This is a genomic window from Micromonospora sp. SH-82, from assembly GCF_051132485.1.
Classification (GTDB): Bacteria; Actinomycetota; Actinomycetes; order Mycobacteriales; family Micromonosporaceae; genus Micromonospora.
The window spans coordinates 3,346,027-3,363,579 of the sequence record NZ_CP148049.1; the positions used below are offsets into that span (position 1 = coordinate 3,346,027).

At 70.3% G+C, this 17,553-nt stretch carries 17 protein-coding genes; 9 read left to right on the forward strand and 8 right to left on the reverse strand.

Going from position 1 to position 17,553, the window contains the following annotated elements; all coding sequences use genetic code 11:
* Window positions 1-87: 87 nt before the first annotated feature.
* A complete protein-coding gene (locus WHN02_RS15320) occupies window positions 88-708 on the forward strand; it encodes a hypothetical protein (RefSeq protein WP_434739418.1) in 621 nt (206 codons plus the stop codon).
* Between the two features lie 135 nt (window positions 709-843).
* Here the strand turns inward: WHN02_RS15320 and WHN02_RS15325 are convergent, their stop codons facing one another.
* A complete protein-coding gene (locus WHN02_RS15325) occupies window positions 844-1,437 on the reverse strand; it encodes a maleylpyruvate isomerase family mycothiol-dependent enzyme (protein WP_434739419.1) in 594 nt (197 codons plus the stop codon).
* 359 nt (window positions 1,438-1,796) lie between these two features.
* On the opposite strand from WHN02_RS15325, the gene WHN02_RS15330 reads away from it, so the two are divergent.
* The 3 genes from WHN02_RS15330 (at window position 1,797) to WHN02_RS15340 (ending at window position 4,165) form a co-directional block, all read left to right on the forward strand.
* Complete coding sequence (locus tag WHN02_RS15330) at window positions 1,797-1,985, forward strand: hypothetical protein (RefSeq protein WP_434739420.1); 189 nt, start codon at window positions 1,797-1,799, stop codon at window positions 1,983-1,985.
* A 238-nt stretch (window positions 1,986-2,223) separates the two neighbouring features.
* Window positions 2,224-2,874: a hypothetical protein gene (locus tag WHN02_RS15335; RefSeq protein ID WP_434739421.1), complete on the forward strand. Its 651-nt coding sequence runs from the start codon at window positions 2,224-2,226 to the stop codon at window positions 2,872-2,874.
* Window positions 2,875-2,899: 25 nt separating this feature from the next.
* Window positions 2,900-4,165, forward strand: a complete 1,266-nt coding sequence (locus tag WHN02_RS15340) for a DUF6357 family protein (RefSeq protein WP_434739422.1) — start codon at window positions 2,900-2,902, stop codon at window positions 4,163-4,165.
* Between the two features lie 126 nt (window positions 4,166-4,291).
* Here the strand turns inward: WHN02_RS15340 and WHN02_RS15345 are convergent, their stop codons facing one another.
* The 4 genes from WHN02_RS15345 to WHN02_RS15360 form a co-directional block, all read right to left on the reverse strand.
* Window positions 4,292-5,074, reverse strand: coding sequence for a DUF2470 domain-containing protein (locus tag WHN02_RS15345; protein ID WP_434739423.1), 783 nt, complete (start codon window positions 5,072-5,074; stop codon window positions 4,292-4,294).
* A 109-nt stretch (window positions 5,075-5,183) separates the two neighbouring features.
* On the reverse strand, window positions 5,184-5,480 hold the full coding sequence (locus WHN02_RS15350; protein WP_434743968.1) for a DUF1540 domain-containing protein: 297 nt from the start codon (window positions 5,478-5,480) through the stop codon (window positions 5,184-5,186).
* A gap of 387 nt (window positions 5,481-5,867) precedes the next feature.
* Window positions 5,868-7,373, reverse strand: a complete 1,506-nt coding sequence (locus WHN02_RS15355) for a family 43 glycosylhydrolase (RefSeq protein WP_434739424.1) — start codon at window positions 7,371-7,373, stop codon at window positions 5,868-5,870.
* A gap of 20 nt (window positions 7,374-7,393) precedes the next feature.
* Entirely contained in the window at window positions 7,394-8,899 is a 1,506-nt protein-coding gene (locus WHN02_RS15360; protein ID WP_434739425.1) for an RICIN domain-containing protein, read from the reverse strand.
* Window positions 8,900-9,184: 285 nt separating this feature from the next.
* Between WHN02_RS15360 and WHN02_RS15365 the strand changes: the two genes are divergently transcribed.
* The 4 genes from WHN02_RS15365 to WHN02_RS15380 all read left to right on the forward strand — a co-directional run bounded on the left by WHN02_RS15365 (window position 9,185) and on the right by WHN02_RS15380 (window position 13,256).
* Window positions 9,185-9,826: a ThuA domain-containing protein gene (locus WHN02_RS15365; RefSeq protein ID WP_434739426.1), complete on the forward strand. Its 642-nt coding sequence runs from the start codon at window positions 9,185-9,187 to the stop codon at window positions 9,824-9,826.
* 199 nt (window positions 9,827-10,025) lie between these two features.
* On the forward strand, window positions 10,026-10,931 hold the full coding sequence (locus tag WHN02_RS15370; protein ID WP_434739427.1) for a carbohydrate ABC transporter permease: 906 nt from the start codon (window positions 10,026-10,028) through the stop codon (window positions 10,929-10,931).
* A gap of 77 nt (window positions 10,932-11,008) precedes the next feature.
* Window positions 11,009-11,869: a carbohydrate ABC transporter permease gene (locus tag WHN02_RS15375; RefSeq protein ID WP_434743969.1), complete on the forward strand. Its 861-nt coding sequence runs from the start codon at window positions 11,009-11,011 to the stop codon at window positions 11,867-11,869.
* A 52-nt stretch (window positions 11,870-11,921) separates the two neighbouring features.
* Window positions 11,922-13,256, forward strand: coding sequence for an ABC transporter substrate-binding protein (locus WHN02_RS15380; RefSeq protein ID WP_434739428.1), 1,335 nt, complete (start codon window positions 11,922-11,924; stop codon window positions 13,254-13,256).
* Between the two features lie 27 nt (window positions 13,257-13,283).
* On the opposite strand, the gene WHN02_RS15385 is transcribed toward WHN02_RS15380, so the two are convergent.
* Window positions 13,284-14,684, reverse strand: a complete 1,401-nt coding sequence (locus tag WHN02_RS15385) for an RICIN domain-containing protein (RefSeq protein ID WP_434743970.1) — start codon at window positions 14,682-14,684, stop codon at window positions 13,284-13,286.
* 168 nt (window positions 14,685-14,852) lie between these two features.
* Complete coding sequence (locus WHN02_RS15390; protein WP_434739429.1) at window positions 14,853-15,566, reverse strand: winged helix-turn-helix transcriptional regulator; 714 nt, start codon at window positions 15,564-15,566, stop codon at window positions 14,853-14,855.
* Between the two features lie 73 nt (window positions 15,567-15,639).
* Between WHN02_RS15390 and WHN02_RS15395 the strand changes: the two genes are divergently transcribed.
* Window positions 15,640-16,443, forward strand: a complete 804-nt coding sequence (locus tag WHN02_RS15395) for an alpha/beta fold hydrolase (protein WP_434739430.1) — start codon at window positions 15,640-15,642, stop codon at window positions 16,441-16,443.
* A 4-nt stretch (window positions 16,444-16,447) separates the two neighbouring features.
* Here the strand turns inward: WHN02_RS15395 and WHN02_RS15400 are convergent, their stop codons facing one another.
* Window positions 16,448-17,545: a substrate-binding domain-containing protein gene (locus WHN02_RS15400; protein WP_434739431.1), complete on the reverse strand. Its 1,098-nt coding sequence runs from the start codon at window positions 17,543-17,545 to the stop codon at window positions 16,448-16,450.
* Window positions 17,546-17,553: the final 8 nt, after the last annotated feature.

Consider the following 17,553-nt stretch of genomic DNA (forward strand, 5'->3'; position numbering starts at 1 on the left):
CGGAGCGATCGCGGCAGTGGCGTGGCCCGCTGCCGCGTACCCCGTCCCGGCCGGCAGGCACCCGCGCGGTCGAGGCCGCCCGACCTCATGAGCCCCGGTGGTACCGACGCGAGCCTGCTGGAACTGGTGGTGGGTTTCGTGGTCGCGGTCTCGCTCATCGCCGTGATCACGGTGATCCTGCGTCGCCGTAGCGATCGCCGGGATCTGTTGGGTGCCCAGGTACGGGAGTTGGAGGCGCGGGCCGCCGCCGCTGCGTCTCCGCAGGCGGACACCCGCCTGCTCGACGCCGCCACCCGGGTCGCCGACGCCCGCATTCACGAGACGGCCGCCCGCGCTGCCACCCCCGCTGAAGCCGCTCTCACCCCTACTGGGGTCACTTCCGACGCGCCGGCCTCTGACGCGTTGGCCACCGATGCGCCTGCTGTGGATGCGGCGTCACCGGGCGCGGGATCTCCGGACGTCGCGGCGGGGGACCGGCCGGCTCAGGACGGCACTGCCCCGCCGGACGGGTGGCAGTCGGTGCCCGGGGGGAACAACGACGCGATGGTCGACGCTTTCGCCTGGCTCCGGATCGCGGCACTCGTGGAAGCCGGGCAGCGGGAGCAGGCGGTCGAACTGCTCAGCGCCACGTTGGCAGTCTCGGCGGACGAGGCGGAACTGCTCGTCGACGGACTGAACGACGCGCACGGCGAGCGCCACCCCGACTGACCCGAGCGGGTGTCGGGAAGTCCGCTCGTTCGGCGGCGCTCTCCGCATCGAGGGGCACTGCCCTCCGCCTGCGCGATCGACGGACCGTCGCCGAATCGACCGCTGGGGGTCTGCACCGCGGGTGGCCTCGGGGTGTCAGCTGCGGGGTAGCGTCCGGCCGTCGGGCAGTGTCCGCCCGCTCAGGAGTGCGACGAGTGAACCGCTGTCGGCGCGAACCTGCCGGCCGCCACCCCAGCTCCAGGCGGTGTCGGTGGCATCGAGGCGGGTGTCGGCCAGGTCTACCCCGAACAGCGTTCCGTCGGCAGCGGTGAGCTGGTCGAGGACGGCGGTCACCGCTGCTGTGGGTGCGACAGGGGGCTTGTCGAGTGCGATCGTCACGTCCAGGGAGTGGATGACGGAGTGGCTCAGTGCGCCGGCTGCGCCGCCCGGTGGCTGCCAGGCGTGCAGTCTCGGTGATCGGAGCTGGTCGAGGAGGTCGGTGAGGGGTAGGGACGCGTCCCGGGCGGCCACGGTGTCGGAGAAGTGGGTGAAGTCGCCGCCGGCCGCTGCCATCCCTGCGCCGAACTGCTCGGGAGTCAGCCGCGCCGGCATCGTCACGTGCGCGATCACGTGACGCACGAGCCACCTTTCGCACAGCGACGGGGCGTCCCACGTGCCGAGGTCTGCGGCGGTGAGGAGGTCGGCGAGCCGGTCGTAGGTGGGTGCCACCCAGGACTGCAGGTCTGTCACTGTCGGTCTCCTTGGTCGAGGTGGGACGAGGTGTTCTTCGACCTTGTGTCGAGGGCGGTGCGGGGAGCCGGCGCGGGCCTCGGGTACGGGTCGTTCGTGATTGACCGGACGATGATCCCGTCGAGCGGAGTGGCTGTGCCGCACGGACCCCGGAAGTGGGCGAGTTCGGCGGGTTTCGTGAGGCATCGCCACCCGCCGTGCCTTCCGTGTCGCCTCAATTCGGCACGCGGTGTGCGATTATCGCACCATGGCTTCTGGCTGGGACTGGCCGCTCGTCGGTGAGCAGGTACGGCAGGCTCGGCTGTCGTTGGGGATCTCGCAGCAGGATCTCGCGGCGGGGGCCCACCCACGCGGAGTTCATGGAGGCGCTGGGCTGGACGCCGCAGCCTGACCTCGCGTCGGTACGGGTATCGCCCGCCTACGCCCAGGCCGTGATGGACGGGCTGCGGAACAGGCGAATCACCCGGGCCAGGGCTGTGGAGCTGATGCACGGCCACGTCGTCGAGGCGGATCTGCCACCGGACGACGACGTGGAGATCGCGCCGTGAGCCTGACGGCCCAGCTCAGAGCAACCGGTGCTCGTCTGCCGTTCCCGGACTACGCCCGTAGGCACCACCTCCTGTAACCGATACAGGACGACGTCACGAGCCGACGCTGGTAGCGCTCACCGTGTCGGGACTGTCGTGTGGGTCGCCGGGGTGCGAAGGCCTGTGACCAGGGCGGGGGCATGTTCGCTGTGATCCATTACGGTGGTGGAGCCAGCAGACGTGAACGAAGGACGCACACATGGGCCGCCCCTACGAACCGGGACCGAAGCAGTTCGTCTTCGCTGTCGGTGACGGCAACGACCAGCGTGTCTCGGTGGGTGATCCTCAGGAGGCGTACATGGCGTTCTCCGCGTTCTTCCGGGGGCGGCAGTCCGACACCTACACCATCATCGACGAACCGGCGCGGCAGAGTCTGGTGCTCATGCCACCCCTGGGGGTGATCTCCCGGATCAGGGACGCGGACCACCCTCGGTCGGAACACCTCCGGGTCGACAGGCCCAACCGCTACCTGCCGAGCGCGATGCTGTTCTTCGAGAACGGGTACGCCGGCCTCGACCGCTTCGGCCAATGGTTGCCCGACCTCTCCGACCTCGACGCGTCGCCGGAGACCCGGGGTGCCGCCCGGGCCGCGACGATCACGACGGAAGCGGCGGCGATCGAGGAGGTGGGCCGGATCTGGGCGGATTCGGGGGCCGTCGACCCGAGCGACGAGTACTACGTCTTCTTCGACTCGCACGGTGTCGACGAGGACCGGGCCGAACGAGCCGAGCTGCTCCAGCTGATCGGGTTCCTCGGTCTCGAACGGGTCGACACCCCGGCCGGGGCCGCCGGGGGCGAGGTCTGGGTGCGCTCCGACCCACGCCTGGTCGCCGAGTGTGCACGGTGGTAGTGACCTTCTGGGAGAAGCCTGACCTGTGAGAGACATCGTCTTCGCGCGCGCCGGCAACGGCTGGATCCCGCGAGTGGTCCGCGAGGACGGCGAGCTGAGGCTGATGCTCGCCGCCGGGGCCGACGCCAACCACGACCCTCGCACGTTCACCTTCCCGATCGGGGAAGCCCATCTTGCGGTGATCCGGGAGGACCTGGCTCGACACCTCCTGCTGTGGAGTGCGCTCCTTCCGCTGTGCGACGCCGCCGGAATCCGGGGCCGACTCGACGAGAACGCCGCCGTCGCGCTCCTGGACCCGGTCCTGCTCTCCGCGCCTGCGGACGTCGACGTGCTCTTTCGACGCGTCGCGTGGGACAGGAGCCTGCTGGTGGCCCACGGGGCCGACATCGGGCTACTGGAGCGCGGCCGGTTCTGCGAGGCGATGCGCGCGGCCACGGAGGGGGCGGACCACGAACGTGCCCAGGAGGATCAGGCGGCTCGCCGTCGCGCCGAACGCGGAGTGGTCCTCGGGCCGCTCGACGCCGGGATTCTCAGGTACACGGGCCAGTATCTGCATGGCGCGACGGTGCCGAGGCGGATCCCCGATGCCGTCGACTCCGCACTGTTGCCCCAGGTCATGCGGGTGATCGCCACTGCGGAGCGGGCGTGCGCCGGGATGCGGATCGGTCTCGATCCGCGACGGGGAGCCAGGGCCACCGACAGGCGTGACTGGGATCGGATGGCGGCGACCGTCGAGGCGGCCGTGCGCCGCGCGTACCCCGGACTCGTCGATGACGCGGTGCGGACGGTGAGCTTCCTGATGTGCTCGGAGGCTGCGGACCGTTCCAGGAGCAACCCGGTCGAGGACGACGAGGAGGCGGCCGACGACCGCGCCGACCTCTCTGGGAGCGCGGGGAAATCGGCCCTGTCGTTCACCGACGACAAGGGCGGCGAGAAGAAGTGGGTACGGGACGGTTCCCGCACCGCCTCCGCCGAGTTCTGGGAGTTCGTCGCCGACCGCTCCGCCGGGGACAACGAGGTGTTCACCGTCGAGGACGAGGAGATGGGCGAGGGGATCCAGCTGCACTTCTACGCGGACTCCGTCGCCCGGATCACGACGGTGCGCCCCGGGGAGGCCGGGTCGGATCCGCAGTACCTGGTTGAGTACAGCCTGGTCGACGGGATCGGCGGGTACCGGACCGTGGTGACCGCCTTCGTCCGGGGCGGGTGCGCCGCCCTCGAACCGTACGGTCCCTGGATGGCGGATGTCGCCGAGTTCGAGCGGGCACGCCGTCGGCGCGACGCCGGGTAGTCCCGGACGGCCCTGTTCCGGTCCGGTCGGTGACGACGCGTCGCCGGTCACCCCCAGCGGACCCCGCCCCGCGAGTCGCCCGTCCGATGACGACGTCGCCTCGGCCGACCTCGGTGCCGAAGGCGGCTACGCCTGTTCCTCCGGGTGCCGGGAGGGGCCGTCGCCGGCCGCCAGGCGGTGCAGTTCGCGGTCGAGGGCTGCCTCGTCGGTCACCCGGCTGCCGAACGGAAGGCGGACGTCGTGGTGTCGGTGAACGGTCTCCGCCCGGACGGTGAGACCGTCGGCGTCGAGGGCCACGGGGACGACACGGGTGCCGTTCACGAGCAGGTCGGAGTCGACGATCGCGGCGATCCGGCGGTGCAGGCGGGGATGGTGCCGGGTCAGGCGCGCCAGGTGGGCGGCCTCGACGGTGGCGACCGGGTCGGGGCGGGCGGCGTGGTAGGCCGCGATCGGGACCTCGACGGTGGCCTCGTGTCGTCGGACGTGGACGGTGTCGGGCCGGATCGTCCAGAGGGCCACGGGCGGCAGGCCGAGCAACGCGACGACGGCGTCGTGGTCGCACGTGTCGAGGGTCTCGGGGTCGAAACGGTTCACTCGTCCGGTCAGGGTCATCCACGCCCGCACCCGGGCGCGGACCGGGACCGGCACCAGGTCGGTGACGTCGAGCTGGACCGCGCCGTCCGCGCCCCGGGCGGCGACCAGCAGCCCGCCGAGGGGGGTCATCGCGTCGGCGGCGACGACGACGGTGCCGTCGGGCAGCGTGACGTGGGCGTCCATCAGGTCGGTGTCGGTGTCGGCGACCCGTAGTCGCAGCGAGGTGGCGACGGTGAGGACGGATCGGACCCTGACCGCGTCGGCTGCCTGCCCGACGTCGGCCAGGAGGGACGACTGCTCGGCATCCAATGCCACACCGGCCTCCTTCCACCGCAGCTGACCAAGGCGCGAGCTCACCTTAGTAGGTAAGCCTTACCTCATTCAAGACTGCGGTGGAAGAAGGCCGGTGAAAGGTCTGCCCTGGTCAGGCCGGTTGGTAGGTCAGGCAGTCGCTGACCGTGGTGCCCGACCCGACCTGGACGGACGGGGCCTTGCAGGCGAGGTTGGTGTTGTACGAGCAGTCGGTGCGGGCGCAGGCCCCGACGGTGCCGGTGACGTCCGCGATGCCTCCACGGACCGACGACTCGACGAACGTCGCGCAGGACGCGGCCTCCCCGGCCGCCGCGACGGTCACGGCCGGTGCGTGACAGCCACCGTCGTTGAAGCTGCACGAGACAGCGGCGCACTCGCGTACCGCAGGCATCTGCAAAAGCGTCTTCATCATTCCTCCGTCCATTGCCGTGGTGCTGATCCAGACTCACATAACCAAGACGAGGCTAGCAAGTCGACGGGCTCTCGAAGCATATTTGCGCGAGTTGGCACCCGGTCGTCACCGTGGGCATCGTTGCTGCTCACAGGCGGTCTGCGGCACTTGCGGAATGGGTCCTCGACAATCGATCCACGGAGTCCGAAGAAAGCTGAGGCTACGCTAATTCAAGACTTTTAGGTAAGGCTAGCCTGCCCTGGCAATTCACCTCGCCGCGGAATGGGAACAACCCCTGCGCGAACCGCCGGTGGCCGATACGATGCCCTCCGGCCGAGGCGCCGCCCCGCCTCGGCCTGCCACCAGCGGAGACCCGGCGGTCTTCGAACGGCTGTCCTCGCGGTACTACGACGTCCGGCGGAAGGTGGCGTCGGCGCGGCCGGTGTCGGTGCTGATCGGGTCGATCCGCAACACGTAGTTGTTGTGCCTGACGTACCGGTCGGGGAAGTTGTAGGACTGGAACGACGACCACGACGGGTCGGCCAGTCCGGCCACCTGACGGAAGGTGGCGTCCGCCCGGAACGTGGTCGAGCCGTTGTTCGGGTCCAGCCGCAGGACGTAGTCGGCGTGCCGCAGATAGTGCCCGGGGAAGTTCACCGACTCGAACGACACGTACCCGGCTGCGGCGTTCGCCAGTCCGGGGACCACCCGGAACCGCCCGTCCAACGCCGGGCTGACGGTCGGGTCGATCCGGACGGCGTGGTTCTGGTGCCGTACGTGACGGTCCGGGAAGTTGAACGACTGCAACCGCGCGACCGGCACCGCCCCCGGGTTGCCGGACTCGCCGGACGGGCCGGCCAGGACCGTCGAGGTGGCCACGGGGACGCCCAGGTGGGGGGTGCCGTCCGGGTTCCAGGAGATCCGCTGGGCACGGCTGGTACGGGTGGTGCCGCATCCCTGGGAGGACGAGGAGTTGGCGTGGTAGACGATCCAGTCCTCCGTCCCGTCCGGCGAGGTGAAGAAGGTGTGGTGGGCGGGGCCGTACACCCCGTTGGCGTCGTTGCGCTGGAAGAGCGGGTCGGGCAGCTTGCTCCACGAACTGCGGTTGAGCGGGTTGGTGCCGGTCAGCTCCAGTGCCCCGATCTTGTAATCGGGGGTGCCGCAGTAGCTGGCCGAGTAGGTGAGGAAGGTCCGGCCACCGCGTTGCAGCAGGTAGGGACCCTCGTTGACGGGGTTGCCCTGCCGCTCCCACGCGAGGGTCGGCTCGGAGATCAGCGTCCCCGGGGCCGCAGGCGTCCACGGGTTGGTCAGGCGGGTGACGTAGAGGGCCTGGAGGCCGCCGTTCTCGAACCCGGAGTTGTTCGTGAACGCGGAGAACACGAAGTAGTTCACCCCGGCGACGGTCATCACGCTACCGTCGATCGACCAGCCGTTGTTCGGCATCAGGACGAGCTGACCCCGGTAGGTGTAGGGACCCATCGGATCGGTCCCTGCGCTCTCCAGAACGTGTTGACGCTGCCCACCGCAGCAGGCGCTGGGGCCGGCCGAGTAGTACAGGTACCAGCGCCGCCCGTTCGGGCCGTCGAGCAGGTGCAGACTGGGTGCCCACATGTTCGAGGTGGCGTTCGGCTGCGACATCGTGAAGACCCGGGTCTCCGGTGCGGTCCGCAGGCCGCCGAGGGTCGGGGCCCTGCGGATGAGGATGTTCCCGGTCCAGGTGGTGGCGGCGTAGTAGTAGTTGCCGTCGTGGTAGCCGAGCCACGGGTCGGCGCTGTTGGGCGTACCGACGACGGGGTTCTGGAACGAGGCTCCGGGAGCCGCGCCACCCGGGCCGGGGAACACCACCAGGCTCACGCTGAGCACGAGGGCGGCGACCACCGCGGTGACGAAGGATCGTGGACGACTGCCCATGATGGGTGTCCTTTCGGCCGTCAGACGGCGGTGCGCGACCACTGCTGGTTGGCGCCGGTGTTGCACGGATACTGCTTGAGGATCACGCCGTTGGCCGTCGAGGCGGCCGGTACGTCCACGCACTTGCCGCTGTGCCTGGCCCTGAGCTGGAAGTAGCTGCCGGTGGTGACCAGCTGGAACTGCTGGTTGGTGCCGGTGCCGCAGGTGTACTGGACGAGTTCGGCGCCGTCGGCGGTGGAGGCGCTCACCACGTCCAGGCACTTACCGCTGTGTCGGCTGACGATCCGCCAGTAGCCGCTGCCGGCGTTGTCGAACCGCCACTGCTGCCAGGCGTTGCCGTTGTAGGTGTACTGGCCCACGCGCGCACCGTTGTCGGTGTTCGGCGACTGGACCTCCATGGCCTTGCCGCTGTGGCGTACGTCGACCCGGTACACGGTGCCGGGCGGGGCAGTGGTGGGGCCGCCGCCGACGGTGTCGCCCCAGGCGTACCGGATCCGGTCGGCGCCGGAGGTGTTGCGGATGGTCAGGTCGAGGGCGGTGCCGCTGCCGGTGAGGGCGAACATCGAGTACCAGTCGTAGCCGATGGTGCCGGGCTTGCCACCGAGGGCGGGCCAGTAGGTGCCGCCCATCTGGTTGTCCCGCAGGACCTGGGCCATGGCGCGGATGTGGCGTACGAAGTTGTCGGTGCTGTTCGGGTCGGCGTAGTTCAGGCCGTTGTCCATGGGCGCGCCGAACTCGGTGGCGACGGCGCGGGCGGCGCAGTCGCCGAGGCGGGCCTGGATGTGGCTGCGGAAGGCGTCGTAGGTCATCGGGCTGTAGAAGAAGGCGTAGTGGTGGAAGGAGAGCAGCGTCGAGTCGAAGCGACTGTCGTTGCAGACGTCCCGCAGGTCCTGGCTGTAACCGGTGCCGCCGATCAGCACCCGGCCGGGCACCGCCGAGTAGTGGTAGGTGAGCCAGTTCGCCGCGATGGTGCGCCACTCGGCGGAGCTGTACCCGTGCGGCTCGTTCATCGGTTCGAAGTACACGTTGGGGTTCGCGCCGTACGTGTTCGTCACCGTGGACCACATCGTGTTCCAGGCGGCGAGGTCGGTGATCCGGCCGCCGGAGGCGGCGCCGTCCTCCCAGTAGGCGAGGATGACCTTGAATCCCCGGTCGGTGGCGGCGTCGACGGCACCCCGGTAGGCGTTCCACCACGCCGTGCCCACGGTGTGGGTGTTGATCGGCAGCCGGACGGTGTTGACCCCCATGGTGGCGGCCATGTCGTCGTAGAGGGCGTTGGCCTTGGCCCGTACCGTCGCGTTGCTGTCGGAGGCGCTCAGACCCTGCACGACGAGCGGGCCGGTGCTGAAGTTGTCTCCCAGCACCGCCCAGTTCATCCCCCGGAACTGGCGGGTGGCGGCGGTGGCCGGGGACGAGGTGGCGACGACGATGACGCTCCCGAGGGCTGTCAGGGCGGTCACCAGGGCGATCAGCAGCCGGCGCGACGGTCGGAAGGTGCGACGGTCGGTCGATTCGATCCGTGTCATCGGATGTCCAATCACTGGAACCTGGTGTCCGCGGCCTCGGAGATCAGGCTGATGCCGTATGGGTTACATCGGTAACGGAAACGTCAACGGGACACCAGATTCCGTACGGGGACGTTCAGGAACATTCGGGCTCGAACACCGGTCCCGGTGGATGCCCGCCGTCATGGTGGTGATCGATGCCGTCGGGGTTGCCGGTCGGGGTGCGGGGTGGCATCGTGCGGGGGTGAGCGGTCCCGGGATGACGAACCACGAGTACCGGGTCGCCATCACCCCGGCGGACGTCGGATGAAGCCGGTCCTGGTCTTCTCCCGCACGACGGGATTCCGGCACGATTCGATCCCGGCCGGCGTGCGGGCCGTCGGCGAGCTTCGGCCCGGTGTCGAGGCCACGGAGGACCCGGACGCCTTCACGCCGGGGAACCTGGCGCGATTCGCTGCGGTCGTCTTCATGAACACCAACGGCCACGTGCTCACCGACGCCGGCCGGACGGCCCTGGAGGGGTACGTGCGCGGCGGCGGCGGCTTCCTCGGCGTGCACTCCGCCGCCGCCACCGAGTACGACTGGCAGTTCTACGGTGACCTCGTCGGCGCCTGGTTCGACAGGCACCCGCAGGTGCAGTCCGCCAGGGTCACGAGAGTCGACCCGGATCATCCGGCGACCGCCCACCTGCCGGTGTCCGGGTCGCGCGTCGACGAGTGGTACGACTTCCGCTCGTACCCGGACGCCCGGATCCTGCTGCGCGTCGACGAGTCCACCTACGTCGGTGGCGGCATGGGCGTCGACCATCCGCTGGCCTGGTGCCACGAACGGCTCGGGGGGCGGTCCCTCTACACCGGGCTCGGCCACACCATCGAGGCGTACGCCGAGCCCGCGTTCCGCGCCCACCTCGCGCACGCGTTGCGGTGGGTGACCGGCGAGTCCGCCTGACGGCTCCCCACTCCCGTGTCGGGGTGGTCGCCGACGGCGCGGGTGTCGTCGGCGTCGACGGGCGACGGCGCAGGGGAGAGCGCGGAACTTACGAAAACATCGACATCGTTCTATGATTCTCGGGTCCACGGGCCGGACTCCGACACCGACGTCTGCGTCGTCACCGTCGTCCGGCGATCTGTCGCAGAGGAGCGCGCCGATGGCGTCGACCGGGCTCACCCGCCGCCGGCCGACGACCGGCACCCGGAGATCGCGGGCCGGCTGGCAGTTCACCGCCCCGTTCCTGGTCGTCTTCGCCCTGGTCTTCCTCGCCCCGATCGGCTACTCGCTGTACCTGAGCGTGTTCCGGACGCAGCTGGTCGGCGGTACGGCCTTCGTCGGCCTGGACAACTACGCCAGGGTGCTGGCCGACCCGCAGTTCTGGTCGGCGCTGGGCACCGTCACCCTGTTCCTGGCCGTGCAGGTGCCGATCATGCTGTTCCTGGCCCTGCTGATCGCCCTGGCCCTCGACAGCGGACGACTGTACGGGGCGTCGTTCTTCCGGATCTCGGTGTTCCTGCCGTACGCGGTGCCCGCAGTCGTCGCCACCCTGATGTGGGGGTTCCTGTACGGCACCCGGTTCGGCCTGGTCGGCAACGTCAACGAGGCGTTCGGGATCTCGTTGCCGGACCCGCTCTCGCCGGACCTGATCCTCGCCTCGATCGGCAACATCGTCACCTGGGAGTTCGTCGGCTACAACATGCTGATCCTCTACTCCGCCCTGCGGGTGGTGAACCCGGTGCTGTACGAGGCGGCGGCGATCGACGGGGCCGGTCAGGTCAGGATCATCAGGGCGATCAAGTTGCCGGCGCTGCGCGGCCCCCTGCTGATCGCCACGATCTTCTCGATCATCGGCAGTTTCCACCTGTTCAACGAACCGAGCATCCTGCAGACCCTGGCCCCGAACTCGATCACCACGTACTTCACGCCGAACCTCTACGCGTACTCGTTGTCCTTCGCCGGTCAGCAGGTGAACTATGCGGCCACGGTCGCGATCGTGATGGGTGTCGTCACGATGGTCGTCGCCTACCTGGTGCAGCTCCGTGGCATCCGGAAGGCGGCCTGACCATGGTCGTGCCCTCCGGTGCTACCCCGACCGCCGCCCGGACGCCCGGACGGCCGACCGGTCGCCCGTCGCCCCGGGTGCGGCGACGCGCCACCGGTCGCCGGGGCAGCGTCACGCTGACCGCGCTGACCGGCCTCGTGCTGGTGTACGCGCTGCTGCCGCTGGTCTGGCTGCTGATCAACGCGACGAAGACGCAGCAGGGGCTCTTCGACTCCTTCGGGTTGGCCCCGGCCGAGGACTTCGCGTTGTTCGACAACATCGCCGACACCCTCGCCTACGACGACGGGATCTTCCTGCGCTGGCTGCTCAACACAGTGCTCTACGTCTGCGTCGGGGCCGGTGGTGCCACCCTGCTGGCGGCCCTGGCCGGGTACGGGTTGGCGACGTACGACTTCCGGGGCCGGAAGGTGGTCTTCGCGGTGGTGATCGGCGCGGTGGCGGTGCCGGGCACCGCGCTGGCGGTGCCGACCTTCCTGATGTTCTCCCGGCTGGGCCTGACGAACACCCCCTGGGCGATCATCATCCCGTCGTTGGTCTCCCCCTTCGGCCTCTACCTGATGTGGATCTTCGCCGCCGACGCGGTGCCGGACGAGCTGGTCGAGGCGGCGCGGGTCGACGGCGCCGGCGAGTTCCGGACCTTCTTCTCCGTCAGCGCGCCCCTGCTGGCGCCTGGCGTGGTGACCGTCCTGCTGTTCAACGTCGTGGCCACCTGGAACAACTACTTCCTGCCGTTGATCATGCTGAAGGACCCGGACTGGTATCCGCTCACCATCGGGCTCAAGACCTGGAGCCAGCAGGCCGGCACCGCCGGGGGTGAGGCGGTCTTCCACCTGGTGATCACCGGTTCGCTGCTGACCATCGTGCCCCTGATCGCGGCGTTCCTGCTGCTCCAGCGGTACTGGCAGTCCGGCCTGTCCACCGGAAGCGTCAAGGAGTAGCCCGCGACCGGTGGTCCCACCCCGACCCGATCCACGAAGGGAACGATCACAGATGTCGGTATCCCGCCGAACGCTCCTGACGAGTGCGGTCCTCTCCGCCTCGGTCCTGGTGACCGGTTGCGGCTCCGGCGACGACGGCGACGGGTCACCGGCCGTCGTCTCCGACGCCGACATCGAGGCCGCCCTGGCCGCCGGGGGTGCCATCACGGTGTGGGCGTGGGAGCCGACCCTCAAGCAGGTCGTCGCCGACTTCCAGGCCAGGTACCCGAAGGTGGCTGTCGACCTGGTCAACGCCGGCACCGGCGACGACCAGTACGCGGCGCTGCAGAACGCGATCGCCGCCCGGTCCGGGGTGCCCGACGTCGCCCACGTCGAGTACTTCGCCCTGCCGCAGTTCGTGCTCACCGGTTCGCTCACCGACCTGAGCGGGTACGGTGCCGGCACCCTCGAAGCCACCTTCACCCCGGGACCGTGGAACGCCGTGCGGTCCGGGAACGCCGTCCACGGCCTGCCGATGGACTCCGGCCCGATGGCCCTGTTCTACAACGAGGAGGTCTTCGACAGGCACGGGTTGACCGTCCCCACCACCTGGGACGAGTACGTCGCCGAGGCCGAGAAGCTGCACCGGGCCGACCCGAAGGCGTACATCACCGCCGACGCCGGGGATGCCGGCTTCACCACCAGCATGATCTGGCAGGCCGGCGGCAGACCGTACCGGGTCGACGGCACCACCGTCGGCATCGACTTCGCCGAGCCCGCCACCCGGCGGTTCACCGACACGTGGCAACGGCTCATCGACGGCGACCTCCTCGCTCCCGTCCCCGGCTGGACCGACGCGTGGTACCAGGGCCTGGGTGACGGCACCATCGCGACTCTGGTCATCGGTGCCTGGATGCCCGCCAACCTGGAGTCCGGGGTCACCGCCGCGAAGGGCAAGTGGCGCGTTGCCCCGATGCCCCAGTGGGAGGCGGGGGGTGCGGTCACCGCCGAGCACGGCGGCAGCGCCCTGGTGATCCCCGCGCAGGGCGGCAACAAGACCCTCGCCTACGCCTTCCTCCGGTACGCCACCGTCGCCGAGGGCGCCCAGACCAGGACCGACCAGGGGGCCTTCCCCGCCGCCACCGCCCAGCTGAACTCGCCGCAGTTCCTGGACAAGGAGTTCCCGTACTTCGGCGGCCAGCAGGTCAACCGGGTCCTCGCCGAGTCCGCGAAGCAGGTCGCCCCCGGCTGGTCCTACCTGCCGTTCCAGGTCTACGCCAACAGTGTCTTCGGTGACACCGGCGGTAAGGCGTACCTCGGGGGCGGCACCAGCCTGCAGGACGGACTCTCGGCCTGGCAGGACGTCTCGGTGAAGTACGGCCGGGAACAGGGGTTCACCCTCCGGTGACCCACCGGCGGGGCCCGGCCACCGGGGTCAGGCCACGGTGCGGGTCCACTGCTGGTTGGTGCCCGCCCCGCAGGTGTACTGCTGGATGTCGGCTCCGTCGCCGGTGCCGGCGCCGACGACGTCGAGGCACTTGCCGCTGTGTCGGGCGCGCAGCTGGTGGTGGCCGTCGACGGCCACCCACCGCCACTGCTGGTTGGTGCCGGTGCCGCAGGTGTACTGGATGACGTTGGCGCCGTCGGCTGTCGATCCGGAGGCGACGTCGAGGCACTTGCCGCTGGTCTGGTTGACCAGACGCAGGTAGCCGCCACCGGCGTCCTGGAACTCCCACCGCTGGTTGCCGCCGCCGTTCCAGGCGTACTGCTTGACCTCGGCGTTGTCGGCCGTCGAACTGCTCACCACGTCCATCACCCGGCCGCTGTTGCGGTTGGTCACCCGGTGGTACGTGGGGGAGTCGGCGGTGATCGTGCCGGTGGCCGTGTCGACGGTGATCGACGGCGCCCAGTTCAGGCTCATGCTGGTGGCGGAGGGGAAGGTGATCGGCAGCCAGACGTACTGCGAGTCGTTGACCGGCCCGCCCGAGGCGCCGGCCCAGCGGTCGCCCAGGTAGAGGTAACTGGTCGTGGTGGTGCCCTGGACGGGCAGCACGTACGCCGGTTGGGAGCGGAAGGTGGTGGAGTCGCCGACGTCGCTCCAGCCGGTCCACGGGCCGGAGATGCTCGACGCCGTCGCGTACTTCGCCTGGTTCGGGCTCCACCCGGTGGCACCCGAGGTCAGCATGAAGTAGGTGGTGCCCCGCTTGAACAGGGCGGGCGCCTCGCGGTGGGCGTCGTTCCAGAAGTTGCCGACCAGGGCGGCGACGTTGAGGTGGTCCGGGGTGAGCCGGTAGACGTGCAGGTCGTAGTTCTCGTCGGCGGCCGAGATCATGTAGGCGGTGCCGCCGTCGTTGTAGAGGGTGATGTCCCGTGACATGTGCCCGAGGGGGCGGAAGCTGCCGTGGTAGGTGTAGGTGCCGTCGACGGTGGCCGACGAGGCCACGGCGGCGCGGGCCTCGCTGTAGTTCGTGCCGTTCTCCTTGTGCATCCACATCACGTAGCGCCCGGTCCCGGCGTTGTAGATGACCTTCGGCCGTTCGATGTTGGCCGACTGCAACTCCGCCGCCGAGGACTGGGTGAGGACGTTGTTGCGGAACTCCCAGGTGCGCAGGTCGGTCGAGCGGTAGACCGACACCGCCCGGAACCTGTTGTCCGGGTGGCGGTTCTCGCCGAACCAGTAGTAGTAGGAGCCGACCTTGAGGACGCCCCCGCCGTGGGCGTGCAGGGCGTTGCCGTCGGTGTCGGTGAACTGGGTGCCGTTGGTGACGGTGACCGGCGCCGCCACGGCGGGTCGGACGTCACCGGTGACCGCTGCCAGGACCGCCGTGGCCGTCATGGCGAGCGCCGTCGCGAGGGACAGGAGCCGTCTGCGGGATCGCACTGTGCACCTCCGGTACGGCGACGGTTCACACGTCGGTAATTTCTTGGTAACCGATGCGGGGTTGGTACGCCACAGATCGCACCTGTTCATCCACGAACGTGCACAGCCGAACGCGCCCGGCGGTCACCGGCGTTTCTCGGCCCCTCGACCTGGTGGTCCTTCCGCCGGGAAATGTCGCGCGGCCTCGACCACGGGCTCGCGGTGGTCGTCGAAGGCGGCCAGGAGCCGGCGCAGCAGCCGCAGGTCGCCCTCGGCGCTCGCGACGTCGTTCCGGCAGGCGTCGTCGAGATCCCGCCGGTCGAACACGAGGTCCTGCACGGTGCGCGTGGCGCAGGTCAGGACGGCGTCGGCGGGTGCGTCGCCGCGGACCGCCTCCAGTCCGCCGTCGCCGACGGTGAGCAGGAAGGCGTCGCCGGGCAGCCGGAGGGCGACGGTGCCGCGTCCGGACCCCATCGCGGCGGGGTCGAAGGTGGTGCGCAGCGCCACGATCAGCGCGTCCGGGCTGAGTTCCCTCGCCGAGTCCGGGCGGGGTGCCAGTGGGCTGCCCCAGCGACCCAGCGCCAGCAGGACCGGTTCGAGTGCCCGACCGTGGTCGGTGAGCTCGTAGATCAACCCGGCCGCCGGGGGCAGGGCGCGACGCCGCACCAGCACGTCGGAGTCCTCGAGGTCGCGTAGGCGTTGGGTCAGCACGTTCTGGCTCATGCCGGGCAACCCTCGGTGCAGGTCCGCGAACCGCTTGGGGCCGAACAGCAACTCGCGCACGACCAGCAACGCCCAGCGTTCGCCGACCACGTCGAGCGCCCTGGCGATGCCGCACAGGTCCCGGTAGCTCCGCATGACCAGATGCTACCTTGCATTCGACACCAGTTACTCCTACTTTAGGAGCAACATCCAACCGAGGGGGTACGGGATGCCACACGTCTACTCGGTCGACGGCACGTCGATCGGCTACGACCGGCTCAGCGACGAAGGACCGGTACTGGTGCTCGTCGGGGGCGGCCTGGACGACGGCACGGAGAACCGACCGCTCGGGGAGCACCTGGCGAGCAGCTTCGGCGTCGTGAACTACCGGCGCCGAGGCCGCGGCGACAGCGACGACGGTCAGCCCTACGCCGTCGAACGGGAGATCGAAGACCTTGCAGCGGTCGTCGACGCCGTCGGAGGGCGAGCGCACCTGTTCGGCGCGTCGACCGGAGGGGCACTCGCGCTGGAGGCTGCCGCCGCAGGACTTCCCGTCGACCGGATCGCCGTCCACGAGGTGCCGTACCAGGTGGACGAGGCGATGGTCGCCGCCTGGCAGACGTACCGGCGCGAACTCGACGAGGTGCTCGACGCCGGCGACCGCGACCAGGCGCTCCGGCTGTTCATGCTGCTCGCCGGGTCGTCCGAGCAGGACGTCGCGGGCGCGCAGGCCGCCCCGGTGTGGCCGGCGCTGCGTGCGCTGGCACCGACACTGCGCTACGACGCGGCCTGCCTCGGCGACGGCCCACCGCCCGCACACCGGCTTGCGAGAGTGCGGCAGCCGGTGCTCCTGACCACCGGCGTCGCTGTCGACCCGCAGATGGCCGGGCTGCCCGTCGACTTCTTCGGCGCGGCGGCGGACGCTGCCGCCGCCGCACTGCCCGACGCCCGACGGGACACCGTCGAGGTCGCGGGCCACGTCGCCGATCCGGCTGTGCTCGGTCCCATCCTCGGCACGTTCTTCGCCGGCTGAACCGTCAGCGCATCGACGACCACGGCCGCGACGAGTCCCGGACGACCAGCTCGGGGGCGAGGAGCACCCGGTACGCCGGGCGGCGCTCCCCGTCGAGCAGGCGCGAGACCATCAACTCCACAGCGAGCCGGCCGACGTGGCTCTTCGGTGGTCGGATCGCCGTGAGCGCCGGATCGGCGAGGTGGGCGACCTCGTCGTCGTAGGAGACGATCGCCAGGTCGTCGGGGACCGTGAGGCCGTGTTCGGCGCAGACCTGTGCGATCGCCATCGCGTGCGAGTCACTGTGGACGACCAGCGCGGTGATCCCGGCGTGCCGGCACCGCCGGACGAGCCTGCCGACGGCATCCCGGTCGCCGGTCGCGCCGAGCGTCACCCGGTCCCGCAGCACGAGGACGTCGGACACCGCCGGATCGGCGGTCGCCGCCTGCCCGGCCCGGAGCAGGTGGGCGGAGGTCGGGCTGCCGGGGGCCACGACGAGACCCACCCGGCGGTGCCCCTGCTGCCGGAGGTGGTGCACGGCGATCTCCAGGCCGAGGGCGTGGTCGCTGCGTACCCATTCGATCTGCCGGGTGGCGGGCGTCCACCGCCGTGGCTGGCGCTCGACGAGGACCGTGGGCACCTGGAGCCGTCCGATCCAGTCGAGCATCTCCTGCGCGCTGTCGCCCTCCAGGCTGGGGGCCAACAGCAGCCCCTGGACCTGTCGGCCGGCGACCAGCAGGCTGATCTGACGCCGGTCCTCCTCGGGGTCGTAGCTGGAGCCGCGCAACCTGATGTCGACGCCGAGGGCCGCAGCCGCTGCCCTCGCCCCGCCGACGATCGAGGGCCAGTAGAAGTCCAGCGACGGTACGACCATGCCGACGGTGAACCGCATCGGGGCGCGTCGCGGCTGCCGGTCCGGGCCGCCCCGCACGGGCAGGACCGCACCGCCGTGCACCTTGGTCACCAGGCCCCGTTGGGCCAGGGCGGCGATGTCACGCCGGACGGTCAGCTCACTGACCCCGAACTCCCCGGCCAGGTCACGTACCCGCACGGCACCGGTGAGCCGGAGTGCGGCGAGCAGTCGTTCCTGCCGCTGGGTACCGAAGAGCCGCCCTGTCGTCATGCCCGCCC

Coding starts and splice junctions, on each gene's coding strand:
- WHN02_RS15320 (WP_434739418.1), top strand. CDS start 88: ATGAGCCCCGGTGGTACCGACGCGAGCCTGCTGGAACTGGTGGTGGGT.
- WHN02_RS15330 (WP_434739420.1), top strand. CDS start 1,797: ATGGAGGCGCTGGGCTGGACGCCGCAGCCTGACCTCGCGTCGGTACGG.
- WHN02_RS15335 (WP_434739421.1), top strand. CDS start 2,224: ATGGGCCGCCCCTACGAACCGGGACCGAAGCAGTTCGTCTTCGCTGTC.
- WHN02_RS15350 (WP_434743968.1), bottom strand. CDS start 5,480: ATGAAGACGCTTTTGCAGATGCCTGCGGTACGCGAGTGCGCCGCTGTC.
- WHN02_RS15355 (WP_434739424.1), bottom strand. CDS start 7,373: ATGGGCAGTCGTCCACGATCCTTCGTCACCGCGGTGGTCGCCGCCCTC.
- WHN02_RS15360 (WP_434739425.1), bottom strand. CDS start 8,899: ATGACACGGATCGAATCGACCGACCGTCGCACCTTCCGACCGTCGCGC.
- WHN02_RS15365 (WP_434739426.1), top strand. CDS start 9,185: ATGAAGCCGGTCCTGGTCTTCTCCCGCACGACGGGATTCCGGCACGAT.
- WHN02_RS15370 (WP_434739427.1), top strand. CDS start 10,026: ATGGCGTCGACCGGGCTCACCCGCCGCCGGCCGACGACCGGCACCCGG.
- WHN02_RS15380 (WP_434739428.1), top strand. CDS start 11,922: ATGTCGGTATCCCGCCGAACGCTCCTGACGAGTGCGGTCCTCTCCGCC.
- WHN02_RS15385 (WP_434743970.1), bottom strand. CDS start 14,684: ATGACGGCCACGGCGGTCCTGGCAGCGGTCACCGGTGACGTCCGACCC.
- WHN02_RS15390 (WP_434739429.1), bottom strand. CDS start 15,566: ATGCGGAGCTACCGGGACCTGTGCGGCATCGCCAGGGCGCTCGACGTG.
- WHN02_RS15395 (WP_434739430.1), top strand. CDS start 15,640: ATGCCACACGTCTACTCGGTCGACGGCACGTCGATCGGCTACGACCGG.
- WHN02_RS15400 (WP_434739431.1), bottom strand. CDS start 17,545: ATGACGACAGGGCGGCTCTTCGGTACCCAGCGGCAGGAACGACTGCTC.